General features: G+C 43.4%; 15 protein-coding genes. All 15 read left to right on the top strand.

What is annotated here, in order from left to right:
* Positions 1-232 precede the first annotated feature (232 nt).
* The 15 genes from tviB (at position 233) to BLP85_RS10755 (ending at position 16,134) form a co-directional block, all read left to right on the top strand.
* A complete protein-coding gene (gene tviB, locus BLP85_RS10825) occupies positions 233-1,510 on the top strand; it encodes a Vi polysaccharide biosynthesis UDP-N-acetylglucosamine C-6 dehydrogenase TviB (RefSeq protein WP_092820096.1) in 1,278 nt (425 codons plus the stop codon).
* Positions 1,511-1,536: 26 nt separating this feature from the next.
* The gene (locus BLP85_RS10820) at positions 1,537-2,562 is read left to right on the top strand and encodes an NAD-dependent epimerase/dehydratase family protein (RefSeq protein ID WP_092820095.1); all 1,026 of its coding nucleotides are present in this window, start codon (positions 1,537-1,539) and stop codon (positions 2,560-2,562) included.
* Positions 2,559-3,731: a lipopolysaccharide biosynthesis protein gene (locus BLP85_RS10815; RefSeq protein WP_092820094.1), complete on the top strand. Its 1,173-nt coding sequence runs from the start codon at positions 2,559-2,561 to the stop codon at positions 3,729-3,731. Before BLP85_RS10820 ends, BLP85_RS10815 begins: the two co-directional genes overlap by 4 nt.
* A complete protein-coding gene (locus tag BLP85_RS10810) occupies positions 3,731-4,318 on the top strand; it encodes an acyltransferase (protein ID WP_092820093.1) in 588 nt (195 codons plus the stop codon). Before BLP85_RS10815 ends, BLP85_RS10810 begins: the two co-directional genes overlap by 1 nt.
* Before the next feature lie 93 nt (positions 4,319-4,411).
* Positions 4,412-4,960: an acyltransferase gene (locus BLP85_RS10805; protein WP_092820092.1), complete on the top strand. Its 549-nt coding sequence runs from the start codon at positions 4,412-4,414 to the stop codon at positions 4,958-4,960.
* A 24-nt stretch (positions 4,961-4,984) separates the two neighbouring features.
* A complete protein-coding gene (locus BLP85_RS10800; protein ID WP_092820091.1) occupies positions 4,985-6,103 on the top strand; it encodes a glycosyltransferase in 1,119 nt (372 codons plus the stop codon).
* Complete coding sequence (locus tag BLP85_RS10795; protein ID WP_092820090.1) at positions 6,100-7,200, top strand: glycosyltransferase; 1,101 nt, start codon at positions 6,100-6,102, stop codon at positions 7,198-7,200. The genes BLP85_RS10800 and BLP85_RS10795 overlap by 4 nt, the downstream gene beginning before the upstream one ends.
* The gene (locus BLP85_RS10790) at positions 7,197-8,345 is read left to right on the top strand and encodes a glycosyltransferase family 4 protein (RefSeq protein ID WP_092820089.1); all 1,149 of its coding nucleotides are present in this window, start codon (positions 7,197-7,199) and stop codon (positions 8,343-8,345) included. Before BLP85_RS10795 ends, BLP85_RS10790 begins: the two co-directional genes overlap by 4 nt.
* A gap of 46 nt (positions 8,346-8,391) precedes the next feature.
* Entirely contained in the window at positions 8,392-8,931 is a 540-nt protein-coding gene (locus tag BLP85_RS10785; protein ID WP_092820088.1) for a serine O-acetyltransferase, read from the top strand.
* Positions 8,932-8,952: 21 nt separating this feature from the next.
* Complete coding sequence (locus BLP85_RS10780) at positions 8,953-9,561, top strand: sugar transferase (RefSeq protein ID WP_092820087.1); 609 nt, start codon at positions 8,953-8,955, stop codon at positions 9,559-9,561.
* Positions 9,554-10,210 (top strand): NeuD/PglB/VioB family sugar acetyltransferase, encoded by a 657-nt coding sequence (locus BLP85_RS10775; protein ID WP_092820086.1) that lies wholly within the window; start codon positions 9,554-9,556, stop codon positions 10,208-10,210. Before BLP85_RS10780 ends, BLP85_RS10775 begins: the two co-directional genes overlap by 8 nt.
* 22 nt (positions 10,211-10,232) lie before the next feature.
* Complete coding sequence (locus tag BLP85_RS10770; protein ID WP_092820085.1) at positions 10,233-11,402, top strand: DegT/DnrJ/EryC1/StrS family aminotransferase; 1,170 nt, start codon at positions 10,233-10,235, stop codon at positions 11,400-11,402.
* A 63-nt stretch (positions 11,403-11,465) separates the two neighbouring features.
* The gene (locus BLP85_RS10765; protein WP_092820084.1) at positions 11,466-13,328 is read left to right on the top strand and encodes a polysaccharide biosynthesis protein; all 1,863 of its coding nucleotides are present in this window, start codon (positions 11,466-11,468) and stop codon (positions 13,326-13,328) included.
* Between the two features lie 383 nt (positions 13,329-13,711).
* Positions 13,712-14,971, top strand: a complete 1,260-nt coding sequence (locus BLP85_RS10760) for an oligosaccharide flippase family protein (protein WP_228143293.1) — start codon at positions 13,712-13,714, stop codon at positions 14,969-14,971.
* Positions 14,968-16,134, top strand: a complete 1,167-nt coding sequence (locus BLP85_RS10755) for a nucleotide sugar dehydrogenase (RefSeq protein WP_092820131.1) — start codon at positions 14,968-14,970, stop codon at positions 16,132-16,134. The genes BLP85_RS10760 and BLP85_RS10755 overlap by 4 nt, the downstream gene beginning before the upstream one ends.
* Positions 16,135-16,145 lie beyond the last annotated feature (11 nt).

Below are 16,145 nucleotides of genomic sequence, written 5' to 3'. Positions count from 1 at the left end.
ACTACTGGGTTATCTTTAAATAAGAAATAGCAAGAAAATTAAATTTATTTATTGTGTGATGTTTTTGGCGTTTATCAACCCTGATTTTAAGATTGGCATAAATTGCCCGTTTGAATGATCTCTCCTATAAAGACAATATTTTACAATTAAAATTACTGCAATTTCTGTTATATTATAATGCTATTTACAACGTCACGATGATCAAGAATTCATCGATCGCATAGGCTTCTATATGTTACAACTCTCTGAACTGAAAATAGCAATTATTGGGCTAGGTTATGTCGGTTTACCCTTAGCTGTAGAGTTTGGAAAACAGGTTTCTGTTGTTGGTTTCGATATTCATCAAAAGCGTATTGATGAATTAAAAAGCGGTCAAGACCATACCTTAGAGGTCTCGCCTGAAGAATTAAAACAATCTACTCATTTAACCTATACTGCAAATCTAGAAGATCTAAACGACTGCAACTTCTTTATTGTGACGGTGCCGACCCCGATTGATGAATATAAACAGCCGGATCTGACGCCACTGGTCAAAGCCTCGCAAAGTATTGGTAAAGTTCTGAAAAAAGGCGATATTGTTGTTTATGAGTCAACGGTTTATCCGGGAGCCACTGAAGAAGTCTGCATTCCTGAATTGGAAAAAGTATCCGGTCTAAAATTCAATCAGGATTTCTTTGCGGGTTATAGCCCAGAGCGCATTAATCCGGGTGACAAATTGCACCGCGTGACCAATATTCTTAAAATCACTTCAGGTTCTACGCCTGAAGTCGCGGATTTTGTCGATCAGGTCTATAACCTGATTATTGAAGCCGGCACTCATAAGGCATCCAGCATTAAAGTGGCTGAAGCGGCAAAGGTGATTGAAAATACCCAGCGGGATGTCAATATTGCGCTGATTAATGAGCTGGCCTTGATCTTCAATAAAATGGAGATTGATACTGAAGCGGTACTTGAGGCTGCAGGCACGAAATGGAACTTCCTGCCGTTTCGTCCGGGTCTGGTCGGCGGGCACTGTATCGGGGTCGATCCGTACTATCTCACCCATAAAGCGCAAGCGATTGGTTATCACCCTGAAATCATCTTGGCTGGCCGCCGTTTGAATGATGGTATGGGCGCCTATGTGGTGACTCAGTTAGTGAAAGGCATGCTGAAAAAGCGCATTCAGGTGGAAGATGCCAAGGTGCTGATTTTAGGCTTAAGTTTTAAAGAAAACTGTCCGGATATCCGTAATACCCGCATTATTGATATCGTCAATGAACTGAAAGAATATCACGTGAATGTAGATGTTTATGACCCATGGGTAGATCGTGCCGAGGCCGAGCATGAATATGGGATTGATCCTGTTTCGACATTAACAGAAAACAGCTATGACGCCATTATTCTGGCGGTGGCACATCATCAGTTTAAAGAGATGGGCGTAGAGAAAATTCGTGCCTTGGGCAAAGCGGAACATGTTTTATATGATTTGAAATATGTACTTGCACAGTCTGAATCTGATCTTCGTTTGTAATTTAAAAAGTGTTAGGAAGTATCGTCATGAGTCAATATCAGCTGGTTTGTGAACAGTTAAAGCAAGCACCGAAAACGTGGCTGGTCACGGGGGTTGCCGGTTTTATTGGCTCCAATCTGTTAGAAACACTGTTAAAACTTGATCAAACTGTTATTGGTTTGGATAACTTCGCTACCGGTCATCAATATAACTTAGATGAAGTACAGTCATTGGTCAGTGCGGTGCAATGGGCAAAATTCACCTTCTATGAAGGCGATATTCGTAATTTGGAAGATTGCCAAAAAGCCTGTGCCGGCGTGGATTATGTCTTGCATGAAGCCGCTCTGGGTTCAGTACCACGTTCGATTGCTGATCCGATTACCACTAATGCCACCAATATCAGCGGCTTCCTGAACATGCTGACGGCTGCACGTGATGCCAAAGTCTCTAGCTTTACCTATGCCGCCAGTAGTTCAACTTATGGTGACCATCCGGCACTACCTAAAGTTGAAGAAAATATCGGCAAGCCACTTTCGCCTTATGCGGTCACCAAATATGTAAATGAGCTGTATGCTGAAGTCTTTGCCCGAACTTATGGTTTTAAAGCGATTGGTTTGCGCTACTTTAATGTCTTTGGCAAGCGTCAGGATCCAAACGGAGCCTATGCGGCGGTGATTCCGAAATGGACCGCAGCCATGATTGCCGGTGATGATGTATTCATTAATGGTGATGGCGAAACCAGCCGTGATTTCTGCTTTATCGATAATACGGTCCAAGCCAATATTCTGGCAGCGACCACAGCCGATGATGCCGCAAAAAATCAGGTCTATAACGTCGCAGTGGGTGACCGTACCACCTTGAATGACTTGTATCGTGCGATTCAGGCTGCATTGGCTGAAAATGGCGTGAACTATACGAAAGATGCCGTATACCGTGACTTCCGTGCCGGAGATGTACGTCACTCCCAAGCCAGCATTGCCAAAATTGAACAAGCCCTGGGTTATGCACCTGAGTTTCGAATTGATGCCGGTATTCAGCTGGCCATGCGCTGGTACGTTAAAAATCTGACATGATTGCGCGTATTTTTGCCAAATATCAGTCGATTGGCTTAATCACGTCGAGTTTATTGGTAGGTGCGATAATTACATTTATCGCACTTCCTTTTTTAACGCGTCTTTATTCGGTGCAGGATTTTGGTGAATATGGCATCGCATTGGCTGTGGTCAGCGTTTTATCGACCATTGCCAATTTGCGTCTCGATCAAGCCTTACTGGTCGCGGAAGAGCAGGACAAAAAAAGCCTGATCTTTGAAGGGACGATGTTCTCCACAGCTATTGTGGCGGTCAGTGCCATCATCTTAAGTTTTATTTTTAATGCGGCTGTGGTGGTTGCCATTTGTAGCGGTGTGTTGGCCAATACCCTGATTCAAACTATCTATAACTATAAATTTGCCGCGCATGCCGAATATTTCTGTGCCGGACTGAATATTTTGCGTAGCCTGATTGTGGTGCTGGTACAGCTGGGTTTGCCCTTGTTGATGAGCATCAGCCTGGTCAACAGTTACAGTGTCAGTTCAGTGCTGATGCTGCTGTTTATATTGATTTATATTGTAAAAAATCAGCTTTATCAGGTCAGTTGGCAGGCATTTAAGCACTATCAGGATTTTATTTATTCCAATACGCCACATGCCTTGCTGAACAGCTTTTCGCATAACTTGCCTTATTATGTGGTCTCGCATTTTGTCGGTGTGCAGGCGATGGGCTTTTATGCCATTGTGGAGCGGACTTTGCGGGTGCCGATTAATTTAATGTCGCAAACCATTCGCCAGTTCTTTATCCGCAAATTTAAACATCTGGAAAATAGTCAGGAAGCCCTGAAAAGCAGTGTACTGCTGAGTCTGCTGTCTTTGCCGCTGTTTGCCGTGTTTTTTGTGCTGCCAGAATCGCTGTATTTATGGGTATTTGGCAAAGACTGGGTCGGCATCTCTACCTATTTCCAGATTTTGGCCTTGGGCTATTGGGCCATTTTTTGTAATCCGCCCAGTTCTGCCTTCCTGATTGCACAGCGTAGTAGCCATGTGCTGTTTAGATTGCAGATTATTGAGTTATTGATTAAATTCGTTTTATTTTTCGGCCTGTATCTACTGGTAGAAGATAAGATCTATATGCTGCTTGCCGTGCCGGTTGCCCTGATTTTTTATAACTTTGCCATTTTATTCTCTGTGTGGAGTAGCAAAAAGTGATGTTTTTTAAAGCTTTAAAACTCATGAACTGGTTCACTGCACAATGCCGCAAGGTTGTTTATAATCAGGCCTTTGCTACCCGGTTTAAATATTTTGGCAAAGGCACTACGCTTGAAATTGCAGGTCAGGTGCGTATGGGTAAAAATGTCTATATCGGCGATCAGGTCAGCCTGATTGTGGAATCAGGCGCAACGCTCAGCATTGCCGACAACAGCTTTATTGGTGAAAGTTGTTATATCAAATGTTTTGGTGGCAATATCAGTATTGGTCAGGATGTCAGCATCAATTCCAAGTCATTTATCAATGGCTGTGGTGGAGTCAGCATTGGCGACAATACCCGTATTGGCACGCAAAGTATCATTATTGCCAGTAACCATAAATTTGATGATCCGGATATCTTGGTGAAAGACCAGATTACCAAGCAGGGGGTCAGCCTGGGGGAAAATATCTGGCTGGGTGCCCGGGTGACGGTTCTAGATGGCGTCGAGATTCCGGACAACAGTGTAATTGGAGCGTGCAGTCTGGTTTCCAAAACGCTTGCCGAGCCGGGAATATATGTCGGCATTCCTGCCAGAAAAATCAAATAAGCCTGGCAACGCAATTATATGCCTGACGCCAATTTAGGCGTAAAATAGCCCACTTCTCGCATTTTTTGTTTTGCTGCTCTAAAGGTCATGCGCATGGCATTGATAAAATCCGTCTTCAATACACTCTTTGACCTGGTCTATTTTATGGCCAAAGGCAGTGTGGCTTATGCGCGGAAAAAAGGGGTCAGCGTAGGTGAACATTGCCGAATTTATATTAAAAGCTGGGGCTCGGAACCCTTTCTGATTGCTATTGGCGATCATGTTACGGTAACTTCCGGGGTGAAATTCATCACTCATGATGGCAGTACCTGTCTGGTCAAAGACCAGCACGGCAAACGCTATCAACGCTTTGCCCCGATTCAGGTCGGTTCGCATGTGTTTATCGGGGTCAATACGATTGTTATGCCGGGGGTGAAGATTGGTTCCAATGTGGTGATTGGTGCCGGTTCGGTAGTGACCAAAGATATTCCGGACAACAGTGTGGCGATAGGTGTGCCCGCCAAGGTGGTTTCAAGTTTTGCGGACTACGCTGCCAAGATTCAAGCCAGCTGTGCCAGCGATTCAGAACTGGCCGGCATCCATGATTATCAGCAGCGTGTGCAACGTGCAATGGCTCTGCAAGCTTCTAAAAGCACCGATTAATTTCTTCCATTTTTAGGTATTGTTATGCTCAATAAAATCATGTTTTTTTTGCCGAGCTTAGGGGGTGGTGGGGCAGAACGTACCGTGATTCAGTTGGCCAACAACCTGGTCCAGCAGGGACGCAAAGTGGATGTGGTGGTCTGTGACATCAGCGGAGTAAAAGGTAAACTCCTGCCCGAGGTTGATCCGCAGATTCAATTGATTGATTTAAACTGTGGCCGTGTTGCCAATGCCATTTTCCCACTGAAAAAACTGTTGCAGGCGGTGGATTATGATGTGCTGGTGGCGACCCAGACCCATACGAATATCATTGCTGCCCTGGCCAGACGTTTAGCCAAAAGTCAGGTCCGGTTGATTTTACGCGAGGTTTCCACCCCTTCAAAAAATTTGAAATTGCAGGGCTTGGCAAAGTGGCTGCTGAAAACCCTGGTCAAAATGACCTATCCAACTGCCAGTCAGGTGGTCTGTGTGTCCAATGGCGTGCTGGATGATTTTCGTGAATATTATGCCTATTCCAAGAACAATTTAGTCACCATTTATAACCCGGTGATTGACGAGACCTATGCTGAAAAATTGCAGGTCGCGGTTGAGCATCGTTTCTTTCAGCCAGAACATAAAGTCATTCTGGCAGTCGGGCGTTTAACCGAAGCAAAAAATTTTGGTTTTTTGATTCGTTCTTTCCATGCCTTGTATCAACAGCACCCGAAAACCCGCTTGATTATTCTGGGAGAAGGGGAATTACGCGGTGAACTAGAGCAATTGATTCATGACTTAAGCCTAAGCGTTGTGGTCGACCTGCCCGGCTTTGATCCTAATCCCTATGCCTATTTTAAATATGCGGAACTGTTTGTCTTGAGTTCTAATTGGGAAGGCTTGCCCGGGGTGCTGATTCAGGCTTTGGCCTCGAAAATTAAAGTGGTGAGCACCAATTGCCCGAGCGGTCCAAAGGAAATTTTGGCGGATGCTAAATTTGGCTTGCTGGTGGAATGTAATGATCAGGCGGGCATGACTGCGGCAATGCAACAGGCAATTTTCGGTGAATATGTCACGTATGATGACACTGAATTAGCTGCACATTGTCTGCAATTCCATAAACGTACCGTGCAACAGCGCTATCTGCAGCTGATGGAGCCCTCCGCATGAATCAGCCGAAACCAGTCATGGTACATGTGATTACCAACTTTGCCGGAGTGGGCGGGGCCGAAATGATGCTGGCACGCCTGATTCAGCAGACCCGCGACCAGTATGCGCATGTGATTATCGCACTGATGAAAACATCAAAAGTGTATGCCGAAACCCTGGTGCAATGCCAATCCTATTATGCATTGGGCTGGAATGGGCTGAATACACTGGGGACGATTGCTAAGCTGCGGCATTTGCTTAAGTCGATTGCGCCAAAAACGGTGCAGTGCTGGATGTACCATGCCAATGTATTGACCAGTTTAAGTTGCATTGGTCTCAGCCCCAAACCCGAGATTTTTTGGGGCATTCATCATTCGCTGGCCTCTCCCAAAGAAGAATCACTGAGTACCAAAGTCGCCCTGGTCATGAGTAAAGTTCTGGCTGCGCAGCCCCAAGGCGTGATTTATTGCGCGCATTCATCCTTGCAACAGCATCAACGCTTTGGCCTGAAAAATAGCAATGCTCAGGTGATTGCCAATGGCGTGTTTCTGGACAAGTTCCAGCCCAATCCTGAACTGCATCAACCGATCAGCATTGGTTTTGCCGGACGTTATCATACGGCAAAAGGTTATCCGTATTTATTTACGACCCTTGCAAAACTAAAAGATCAGCCGATTATTTTTAAAATTGCCGGCAGTGGGGCAAGCTTAGAGAATCCCGAAGTCAAAGCCCTGTTTGAACAATTCGGGTTAGATAAAAACAAAGTGCATCTGCTCGATCAGGTTTCCGACATGCCGGCATTTTATCAGTCGGTGGATGCCTTTTTGATGACCTCGATTACCGAAGGCTTTCCCAATGTGCTGGTCGAAGCGATGGCATCCGGTCTGCCCTGTATCAGTACCGATGTCGGCGATGCTAAATATATAGTTGATGAGCTGGGTGCCATTGTGCCGCCACGTGATCCGGAGGCGTTGGCCAATGCCATTTTGGATTATGTCCATTCCAGCCAGGCGGAAAAATTACAGTTGAAACAAGCCAGCCGTGCACGGGTGGAACAACATTTTAGTATTGAAAGCGTGAGTCAGCAGTATCTGGACATGTGGAGACAAGGTGCATGAAGTTTTTGATGATTTGTAGCTATCTGCCTTCAGCCCTGAACTTTAGGGGTAAACTGTTGGAAGCGATTCATGCTCAGGGTTATGAAATTCATGTGTTTGCACCGGACCTGACGGATTTTCCCGATGAATTAAAGCAGTTGCAGCAGTTGGGCTATCAGGTGCATGGCATCCCCATGCAGCGCGCAGGCACCAATCCATTGGCCGATCTTAAGCTGCTGCAAACCCTGTATCAGATGATCCGCCAGATTCAGCCGGATATGGTGCTGAGCTATACCATTAAACCGGTGATTTATGGCACTTTGGCGGCATGGCTGGCTCGGGTGCCGCAGCGTTTTGCCTTAATCACCGGACTGGGTTATGCCTTTCAAAATATAGAATCGGGCAAACGCAGTTTTTTTCAAAAACTGGTGCATGGCTTGTATGCCCAGGCACTGAAACATGCCCATAAAGTGTTTTTCCAGAATCCGGATGATTTAAAGCTGTTCCAGCAGATGCATTTGCTTGATTCAAGCAAGCCGACTGTGGTGGTCAATGGTTCAGGGGTGAATGTGCAGGATTTTGAGCTCATGCCTTTACCGCTCAATGAAGACGGGCAGGTGAAAGCTTCTTTCTTGCTGATTGCCCGATTGCTCGGTGATAAAGGCGTGCGTGAATATGCCGAAGCGGCACGCATTGTCAAAGCGCAATATCCTGAAACGGAATTTCATCTGGTCGGCTGGATTGATGACAATCCTTCTGCAATTTCACAAGCCGAGCTGGATCGCTGGGTAGCGGATCATACCCTCAAGTTTTGGGGTAAACTGAGTGATGTACGTCCGGCCATCGCGGCAAGTTCGGTCTATGTATTGCCTTCTTACCGGGAAGGAACCCCGCGTACGGTCCTGGAGGCCATGGCGATGGGTCGAGCCATTATTACCACCGATGCCCCGGGCTGCCGTGAAACGGTGAGCAATGGCGTAAATGGCTATCTGGTGGCGGTCAAATCGGTCGAAGATCTGGTGCAGAGCATGCAGTACTTTATTGAAGATCCCCAGCTGATTGCCTATATGGGACAGCGTTCCCGTGAAATGGCACTCAATAAATATGATGTGCATCAAGTAAACCGACATATGCTGACAGAAATGCAGATCATTGCTAAGCCATGACCGAGATGAATCGGGTGGACAGGATAAATAATTCAGAGATGGTCTTATGATCGTGAAATACATTAAAAGTGACTTGTATCGCTATACTGGAAAGATCAGCTTTAAACTCTTTTTAAAAAACTATTTGTTTAATCGTGGTTTTAACTTTTCAGTCTGGTTGCGACTCGCCAGCGCAAAATCCATTTGGGCAAAATTTGCCTATCCCATTTATTATTACAAGAAAAAGCAATACGGCATTGATATTCACATCACCACAAAGATTGGCTATGGCTTGTATATCGGTCATGGTGGGCCATTGGTAGTCAATCCTTCAACCGTCATTGGGAATAATGTAAATTTGTCGCAATTTAGCACCATTGGTGCGAATGGGGGGCGTCAGGCTGCCGAAATCGGCGATAATGTTTATATCGGTCCTCAGGTCTGTATTGTGAACCATGTTAAAATTGGCTCCAATGCAACGATTGGCGCGGGCAGTGTCGTCACCAAGGATATTCCAGAAGGTGCCACCGCTGCGGGCAATTATGCAAAAGTGTTGCATATGAACAATCCGGGTGGATTAGTGAATAGACGTTGGACTGATCTTTAATATATATAATGAGTGAAATGAATGTTAAAGCGTGTTCTGGATGTGGTGATTGCTTCGACGGCCTTGCTGCTGCTGTCTCCAGTCTATTTTTTTGTGGCCTATAAGGTGCGTAAAAACTTAGGCTCACCGGTCCTGTTCCGCCAGGTGCGTCCGGGTCTGCATGGCAAACCCTTTGAAATGATCAAGTTTCGCAGCATGAAAGATGCAGTGGATGAAAACGGAAATCCATTACCCGACAGTGAACGTTTAACGCCCTTTGGTCAAATGCTGCGTTCAAGCAGTCTGGATGAAATGCCGGAACTGTGGAATGTAATTAAAGGTGAGATGAGTATCGTTGGACCACGGCCACTGTTAATGGAATATCTGCCTTTATACAATAGCCAGCAGGCCAAGCGCCATAATGTGCGTCCCGGCATGACCGGACATGCACAGGTGAATGGGCGTAATGCCATCAGCTGGGAAGAAAAATTCAAGCTGGATACCTGGTATGTGGAAAATCAGTCGCTGTGGCTGGACTTTAAAATTATGCTGAAAACCGTAAAAAAAGTGCTGGCCAAGGATGACATCAGTGCCGAAGGCGAGGCAACCATGACAAAATTTACCGGCACACGGGAACAGAAAAATGACTAAACTCTATGCCATATATGGGGCTTCGGGCTGTGGGCGTAGCCTGATGCCGGTGGCGCGGCAGCAACTGGCCCGTGAACAGGACCCATCTGAAATTGTGTTTATTGATGATGCACAGACTGCCATCACCACGGTCAATGCTCATCGTGCCATGAACTATGCCAGCTTTCTGGCTGAACCTGCTGCGCAGAAACAGGTGCTGATTGCCATTGCCAATAGCCAGGTGCGTGAAAAAATCGCCAATCGCCTGGAAGCGGATGGTATTCAGCTCTGGTCAGTTATGGCAGATAATGTGGTGCTGATGGATGATGCCCAGATTGCAGCTGGTGCAGCCCTGAGTCCATTTGTGACTATTACCTCGAATATTAAAATTGGAAAATGCTTCCACGCCAATTTATACAGCTATGTCGAGCATGATTGCGTGATTGGGGATTTCGTTACCTTTGCGCCAGGGGTAAAATGCAACGGCAATATTCATATTCAAGACCACGCCTACATTGGTGCGGGTGCCATGATCAAGCAGGGCACACCTGAACAACCTCTGGTTATCGGTCGTGGTGCGATTGTTGGTATGGGCGCCGTGGTGACCAAAAGTGTACCGGCTGGCGTTACCGTGGTGGGTAATCCGGCACGTATCGTTGAATCCAGATAGAATTTAAAGCTAGGAAAATTCCATGTTAAACAGTGCATTTGAGCCGTGGCCAAGTTTCACGCAAGCAGAGGCAGATGCGGTTTCAAAAGTCCTTTTGTCCAATAAAGTGAATTACTGGACCGGTCAGGAATGTCGTGAATTTGAGAAGGAATTTGCACAATTTGCCGGAACGGATTATGCCGTGGCTGTGGCGAATGGCACCGTAGCGCTGGATCTGGCTTTAAAAGCACTGGGCATTGGTCAGGGTGATGATGTGATTGTCACCTCACGTACTTTCCTGGCATCTGCAAGTTCAATTGTGACAGCCGGGGCCAATCCGGTTTTTGCCGATGTTGAACTGGACTCGCAAAACATTTCACGCCGTAGCATTGAAGCGGTACTTACACCAAATACTAAAGCAATTATCTGCGTACATCTGGCCGGCTGGATGTGCGATATGGACCCGATCATGCAATTGGCCGAGGAAAAAGGCCTCTATGTAATTGAAGACTGCGCCCAGGCGCATGGTGCAATGTATAAAGGAAAATCTGCCGGTTCCATCGGTCATATTGGCGCATGGTCCTTCTGTCAGGACAAGATCATGACCACGGGCGGTGAAGGTGGCATGGTCACCACCAATGATGAAACACTTTGGAAAAAAATGTGGTCCTATAAAGACCACGGCAAGAACTTTGACAGTGTCTACAACACGCAGCATCCGCCAGGATTCCGCTGGCTGCATGACTCCTTTGGCACCAACTGGCGCATGATGGAAATGCAGGCAGTGATTGGACGACTCCAGCTGAAACAGATGCCGGAATGGACAGTAAAACGCCTTGAAAATATGCATAAAATTCAAAGTGCCTTTGCCAATAGTCCCTATTTCACCGTTGCTCAACCGTCAAGTGACTATGTGCATGCGGCTTATAAGTGTTATGTGCAAGTCAATAGTGATGCATTGCCTGAAGGCTGGTCACGAGACCGCATCATGGCGGAAATCAATGCCTTGGGGGTGCCGTGTTTTAGTGGTTCATGTTCGGAAGTGTATCTGGAAAAGGCATTTGAGCATACGCCTTGGCGTCCTGAACAGCGTTTGCACAATGCGCAAGCTTTGGGTGAAAGCAGCCTGATGTTCCTGGTACACCCCACCTTGTCTGAACAGAGCATGCAAAAAACCGTGACTGCAATTCAGACGGTGATGGCAGATATTTAAAGCGGAATGGGCGTATAATATGCGCCATTCAGTTTTCTGACTTTTACCGATTTAGAGCCCTTAGTGAAAGACATCATCCGATATTTAGCATCTTTGCCGCGTCGCCAAAAACAAATCGTGTTGGTGGCGATGGATATCTGTGTTTTGCCTGTGATCATGTGGCTGGTCTATGCCATCCGTTTGGCAACGCCAAACGTTGCAGTCATGCAGGGGTTTGATTTCTGGTATGTCTATGTCGGCGTTTTTGGTGTTCTGGTTTTTACCTTATTGGGTATTTATAGCGCCATTGTCCGTTCCTTTAACGAAGACTATTTACTGCGTTTATCCATTGCGACCTTTATCCAGATTGTGGGTTTATATGCCATAAAAAAACTTAACTTGGCGTTTATTCCCATGAGTATTCCACTCATGTACGGCTTTGTGCTGTTCTCTTACATGTGGTGGAGCCGCGCGGTGATTCGTTATGCCACGCTGCGCACTTTTGCCAAAAAACAGAACCGTAAGCGGGTGGCCATTTATGGCGCAGGGCTTGCAGGCCAACAGATTGCGGCTGCCTTGCATCGATCTGATGATTATCTGCCGATTTGTTTTATTGATGATAAAGCCTCGCTGCACGGTCAGTCCCTCAGCGGTTTAAAAATTTATGCGCCGAAAAAAGCCTTGGGTAAATTAGGCAAATTTCATATTGAAGAAATCTTGCTGGCCATGCCCTCGGTCAGCCGGGCGCGTAAAAAAGAGATGATTGAATCCTTTGAGCTGGCTGATGTCAAAATCATGGAATTGCCGGGCGTGACCCAACTGGTCGGGGGGCAGGTGCAGGTTTCCGATATCCGTGAGGTGGATATTATTGACTTGCTGGGCCGTGACCCTGTACCGCCAAAGCCGGAACTTCTAGAAAAAAACATTAAAAATAAGGTGGTGATGGTGACCGGGGCAGGCGGCTCGATTGGTTCGGAACTGTGTCGCCAGATTGTCAAACATCAGCCCAAGCTATTGGTTCTGTTTGAAATGTCAGAGTTTGCGCTGTATTCGATTGACCGTGAGCTGCAAAATTCGGGTATCCAGGTTGTTCCTGTTCTGGGTTCTGTCACCAATCAGGCCAAATTAGAACGTATTATTGCCGAGTATCAGGTACAAACGGTCTATCATGCCGCAGCCTACAAACATGTGCCATTGGTAGAAGCCAATCCGTTTGAAGGCATTTATAATACTTCAATTGGTACTGCACGCAGTGTTGATGCGGCGGTGAATCAGGGTGTGGAAACCTTTGTTTTAATTTCCACCGATAAAGCCGTGCGCCCGACCAATGTCATGGGGGCATCTAAACGGATGGCGGAACTGTACTGTCAGGGTTTGGCTGCAACAAAACCGCAAACACAAATCAGTATAGTGCGTTTTGGCAATGTATTGGGCTCATCAGGTTCCGTGGTTCCCTTGTTTAAAAAGCAGATTGCACAAGGCGGACCGGTCACGGTGACGCATCCGGAAGTGACACGTTACTTTATGACCATTCCTGAAGCAGCCCAGTTGGTGATTCAGGCAGGGGCCATGGGTACGGGCGGTGACGTATTTTTACTGGATATGGGTGAGCCGGTAAAAATTGTCGATTTGGCCAAACAGATGATTCGTTTAAGCGGTTTCCGTCCTGTTGATGAAAATGGCCTGGGTGATATTGAAATTCAGTTTACTGGACTTCGTCCTGGTGAGAAGTTGTATGAAGAATTGCTGATTGATCAGGAAAATGTAGAGAAGACTGAACATGAACGGATTTTAAAATCTTTTGAAAAGTTCTATAGTTACAATGAAATATCTCATGTTTTTAATGATATAAAAACGTGTGTAAATCAAAATCAAATACCTGAATTATTAAGTATATTAGCTCAATATGTGGATGATTATAAATATATTTTAAAATCAATGAATTAAATTATTATATTTTAGGGAAATATGTAAATTTCAAAAAAAACGGGACTTTATTTTTTGTACCCTCTATAATTGTACATAATTTATGTTAATACTATTACATATAATAGACCTCTTTCATAAATCAAAAAATGATCATTAGAAAGTAATGAAATTAAATTGGGAAGTTCCTTCTCCCATTGGGTGAAGGCTAGGATGAGGATTTTTTCCATAGAAACCTTTCCCTAACCCTGTCCTTAAAAAAGAGAGGGAATTTTCATTGCTAATAAAGATTGATTAAAAAATGATTTATGCAAGAAGTTTAATAGATCTTTAATCATTAAGTAATGATTAACCAAGAATATTAGAGTCTAATTTTAGTTATGGAAGTTTTTTCTAGAAAAATTGTGTCCAATTCCCTATGGATGATGCTTGAGAAAATTATCTCAATATTTGGGTTGATTTTCGTCACTTCCTATGTAGCAAAATATATTGGACCAACTAATTTCGGAAAAATAGCATTAGCAACCACATTGTTTACATTTGTCCAAACTCTAACTTGGTTTGGTAATCAAGAAATTCTATTTAAACGTGTTAGTAAGAATCATCAATCGGGATTAAATTATTTATTTAATACTCAAAAAATAAGATTTTATTTATTTTTGCTCATGAGTTTACCAATATTATTAGGATTATATATTTTTACAGACCTATTAACACTTATTTTTGGTATAGCTACAGCATTTGCAACATATTTTATTACGCAAGATATTTATGCAATTTATAATAATGCTGTTCTTCACTCATATATCAATGCAATTGTGAACATGGTTGGTTTGTCAATTGCATTAGCAGTACGATATGTGATTGTTGTATTTGAAATGGAATACGCATATCTTTCTATTCCTATAGTATTAGTCACGTTGATTCCATATTTGCTAAAGCAATATTGGTTTAATCGAGATCACAAAGCACAGTTTTCTAATCAAAGTAAGTATAGAAAATATTATTTTTTAGCTGGTGGTTCTTTAGTTATTTCAACCTTAGCTATAAGTTTCTATACACAAATCACCAGTCTAATGTTAGCAAAACTGACATCTCTAAAAGATCTTGGAATTTATGCAGTAGCTGTTACGCTAGGTACTGCTTGGTCATTTATTAATTTTTCTATTATTACATCAGTCTTGAGTAAAGTATATAGAGAAAAAGATGATTATCAATCCTATTATATAATTGCAAAACTTAATCTTACTATTATAATTGTCTCATCATTTGTAATAATGTTTTTGGCACAATTTGGTCAATGGATTATTAACATTTTATATGGTTCTGCATATCAAGAAGCACATTATTTAATTATTGTTCTTGGGCTTTCTACATTATGTAGTGGGTTGGGAACTATTGCAGCACGTTTTATGATTAAAGAAGAAAGTTACTCTTATATTTCTAAAAAAATGTTAGCCGTAGCATGCTCTGCACTTCCAGTTTCATATTTTATGGTTTCACTTTATGGGCTGAAGGGTGCAGCATACAGTGTGTTACTGATTGAATTTCTTTCACTTACTATATTTAACTATTTTTATCGAAATGGACTAATTTTTAAAATTCATTTTTTCCCTTTTTTTAAACACTCATTAAAATTTAAACTCCAGGAAGAACAATGTTGAATATTACAGTAGTTGGTACAGGTTACGTTGGTTTATCAAATGCCGTACTTTTTGCGCTTCAACATAAAGTTATCAGCTTAGATATCGACGAAAAACGTGTGGAACTGATTAATCAGCGTTTATCTCCTATTGTTGATGAATATATTGAAAAAACATTAAAATCTCCGGATTTGAACCTGACTGCTACACTTGATGCGCATTATGCGTATCAAGATGCTGATTATATTATTGTGGCTACCCCAACCAACTATGATTCAGAAACTAACTATTTTGATACCTCATCAATTGAAAGTGTTATTGATCAAATTATACCGTTTAATCCTAAAGCCACGATCATTATTAAATCTACAATTCCTGTTGGTTATACCGCACAGCTAAAGAAAAAATTAAACAGTGAACAAATTGTATTTGCGCCAGAATTTTTACGTGAAGGTAAGGCACTATATGACAACTTATATCCATCACGCATTATTATAGGTGAAAAGTCCGAGCGTGGCGAAGCCCTTGCTAAGCTTTATTTAAATGCAACTGTAGAAAAAAATGCTCCAACCTTATGTATGGAGTCGACAGAAGCGGAAGCAGTTAAATTGTTTTCAAATACTTATTTGGCTATGCGAGTCGCTTACTTTAATGAATTAGACACTTACTGTGCCAAACATGAATTAGACAGTTTTGATATTGTACGTGGGGTTGGTTTAGATCCACGCATTGGTCAGCATTATAACAATCCATCATTTGGTTATGGCGGTTACTGTTTGCCAAAAGACACCAAGCAGCTTTTGGCCAACTATAAAGAAGTTCCACAAAACTTAATTCAAGCAATTATTCATTCCAATAAAACCCGTAAACAATTTATTGTGAAAGAAATTTTAAAGAAACGCCCAAATGTTGTGGGAGTTTATCGTTTAACTATGAAAGCAGGTTCAGATAATTTTAGAGATTCTGCTATTCAAGATATTATGCGGGAGTTAAAAGAGTACAATATTGATGTTGTGGTTTATGAACCGACATTAAATACACAAGTATTTGAAGGCTATAAGCTGCGCAATACGTTAAATGAGTTTTTAGCAACGACGGATTTGATTTTAGCAAATCGCATGCATACTGATTTGGATGACTGTAAAGCTAAAGTGTATACACGTGATTTGTTTGGGGACAATTAAGCTTGGGGTTA

Origin of the sequence: Acinetobacter kookii (assembly GCF_900096895.1) — a bacterium.
Taxonomy (GTDB): Bacteria; Pseudomonadota; Gammaproteobacteria; order Pseudomonadales; family Moraxellaceae; genus Acinetobacter; species Acinetobacter kookii.
The sequence above is the reverse complement of the archived record's forward strand: the minus strand, read 5'-3'. Positions and strand labels throughout refer to the sequence as shown.

Excerpts from the sequence above, each read along its gene's own strand:
- BLP85_RS10820 (WP_092820095.1), top strand. The coding sequence starts at position 1,537 with ATGAGTCAATATCAGCTGGTTTGTGAACAGTTAAAGCAAGCACCGAAA.
- BLP85_RS10805 (WP_092820092.1), top strand. The coding sequence starts at position 4,412 with ATGGCATTGATAAAATCCGTCTTCAATACACTCTTTGACCTGGTCTAT.
- BLP85_RS10815 (WP_092820094.1), top strand. The coding sequence starts at position 2,559 with ATGATTGCGCGTATTTTTGCCAAATATCAGTCGATTGGCTTAATCACG.
- BLP85_RS10780 (WP_092820087.1), top strand. The coding sequence starts at position 8,953 with ATGTTAAAGCGTGTTCTGGATGTGGTGATTGCTTCGACGGCCTTGCTG.
- BLP85_RS10775 (WP_092820086.1), top strand. The coding sequence starts at position 9,554 with ATGACTAAACTCTATGCCATATATGGGGCTTCGGGCTGTGGGCGTAGC.
- BLP85_RS10785 (WP_092820088.1), top strand. The coding sequence starts at position 8,392 with ATGATCGTGAAATACATTAAAAGTGACTTGTATCGCTATACTGGAAAG.
- BLP85_RS10800 (WP_092820091.1), top strand. The coding sequence starts at position 4,985 with ATGCTCAATAAAATCATGTTTTTTTTGCCGAGCTTAGGGGGTGGTGGG.
- BLP85_RS10770 (WP_092820085.1), top strand. The coding sequence starts at position 10,233 with ATGTTAAACAGTGCATTTGAGCCGTGGCCAAGTTTCACGCAAGCAGAG.
- tviB (WP_092820096.1), top strand. The coding sequence starts at position 233 with ATGTTACAACTCTCTGAACTGAAAATAGCAATTATTGGGCTAGGTTAT.
- BLP85_RS10810 (WP_092820093.1), top strand. The coding sequence starts at position 3,731 with ATGTTTTTTAAAGCTTTAAAACTCATGAACTGGTTCACTGCACAATGC.
- BLP85_RS10790 (WP_092820089.1), top strand. The coding sequence starts at position 7,197 with ATGAAGTTTTTGATGATTTGTAGCTATCTGCCTTCAGCCCTGAACTTT.
- BLP85_RS10795 (WP_092820090.1), top strand. The coding sequence starts at position 6,100 with ATGAATCAGCCGAAACCAGTCATGGTACATGTGATTACCAACTTTGCC.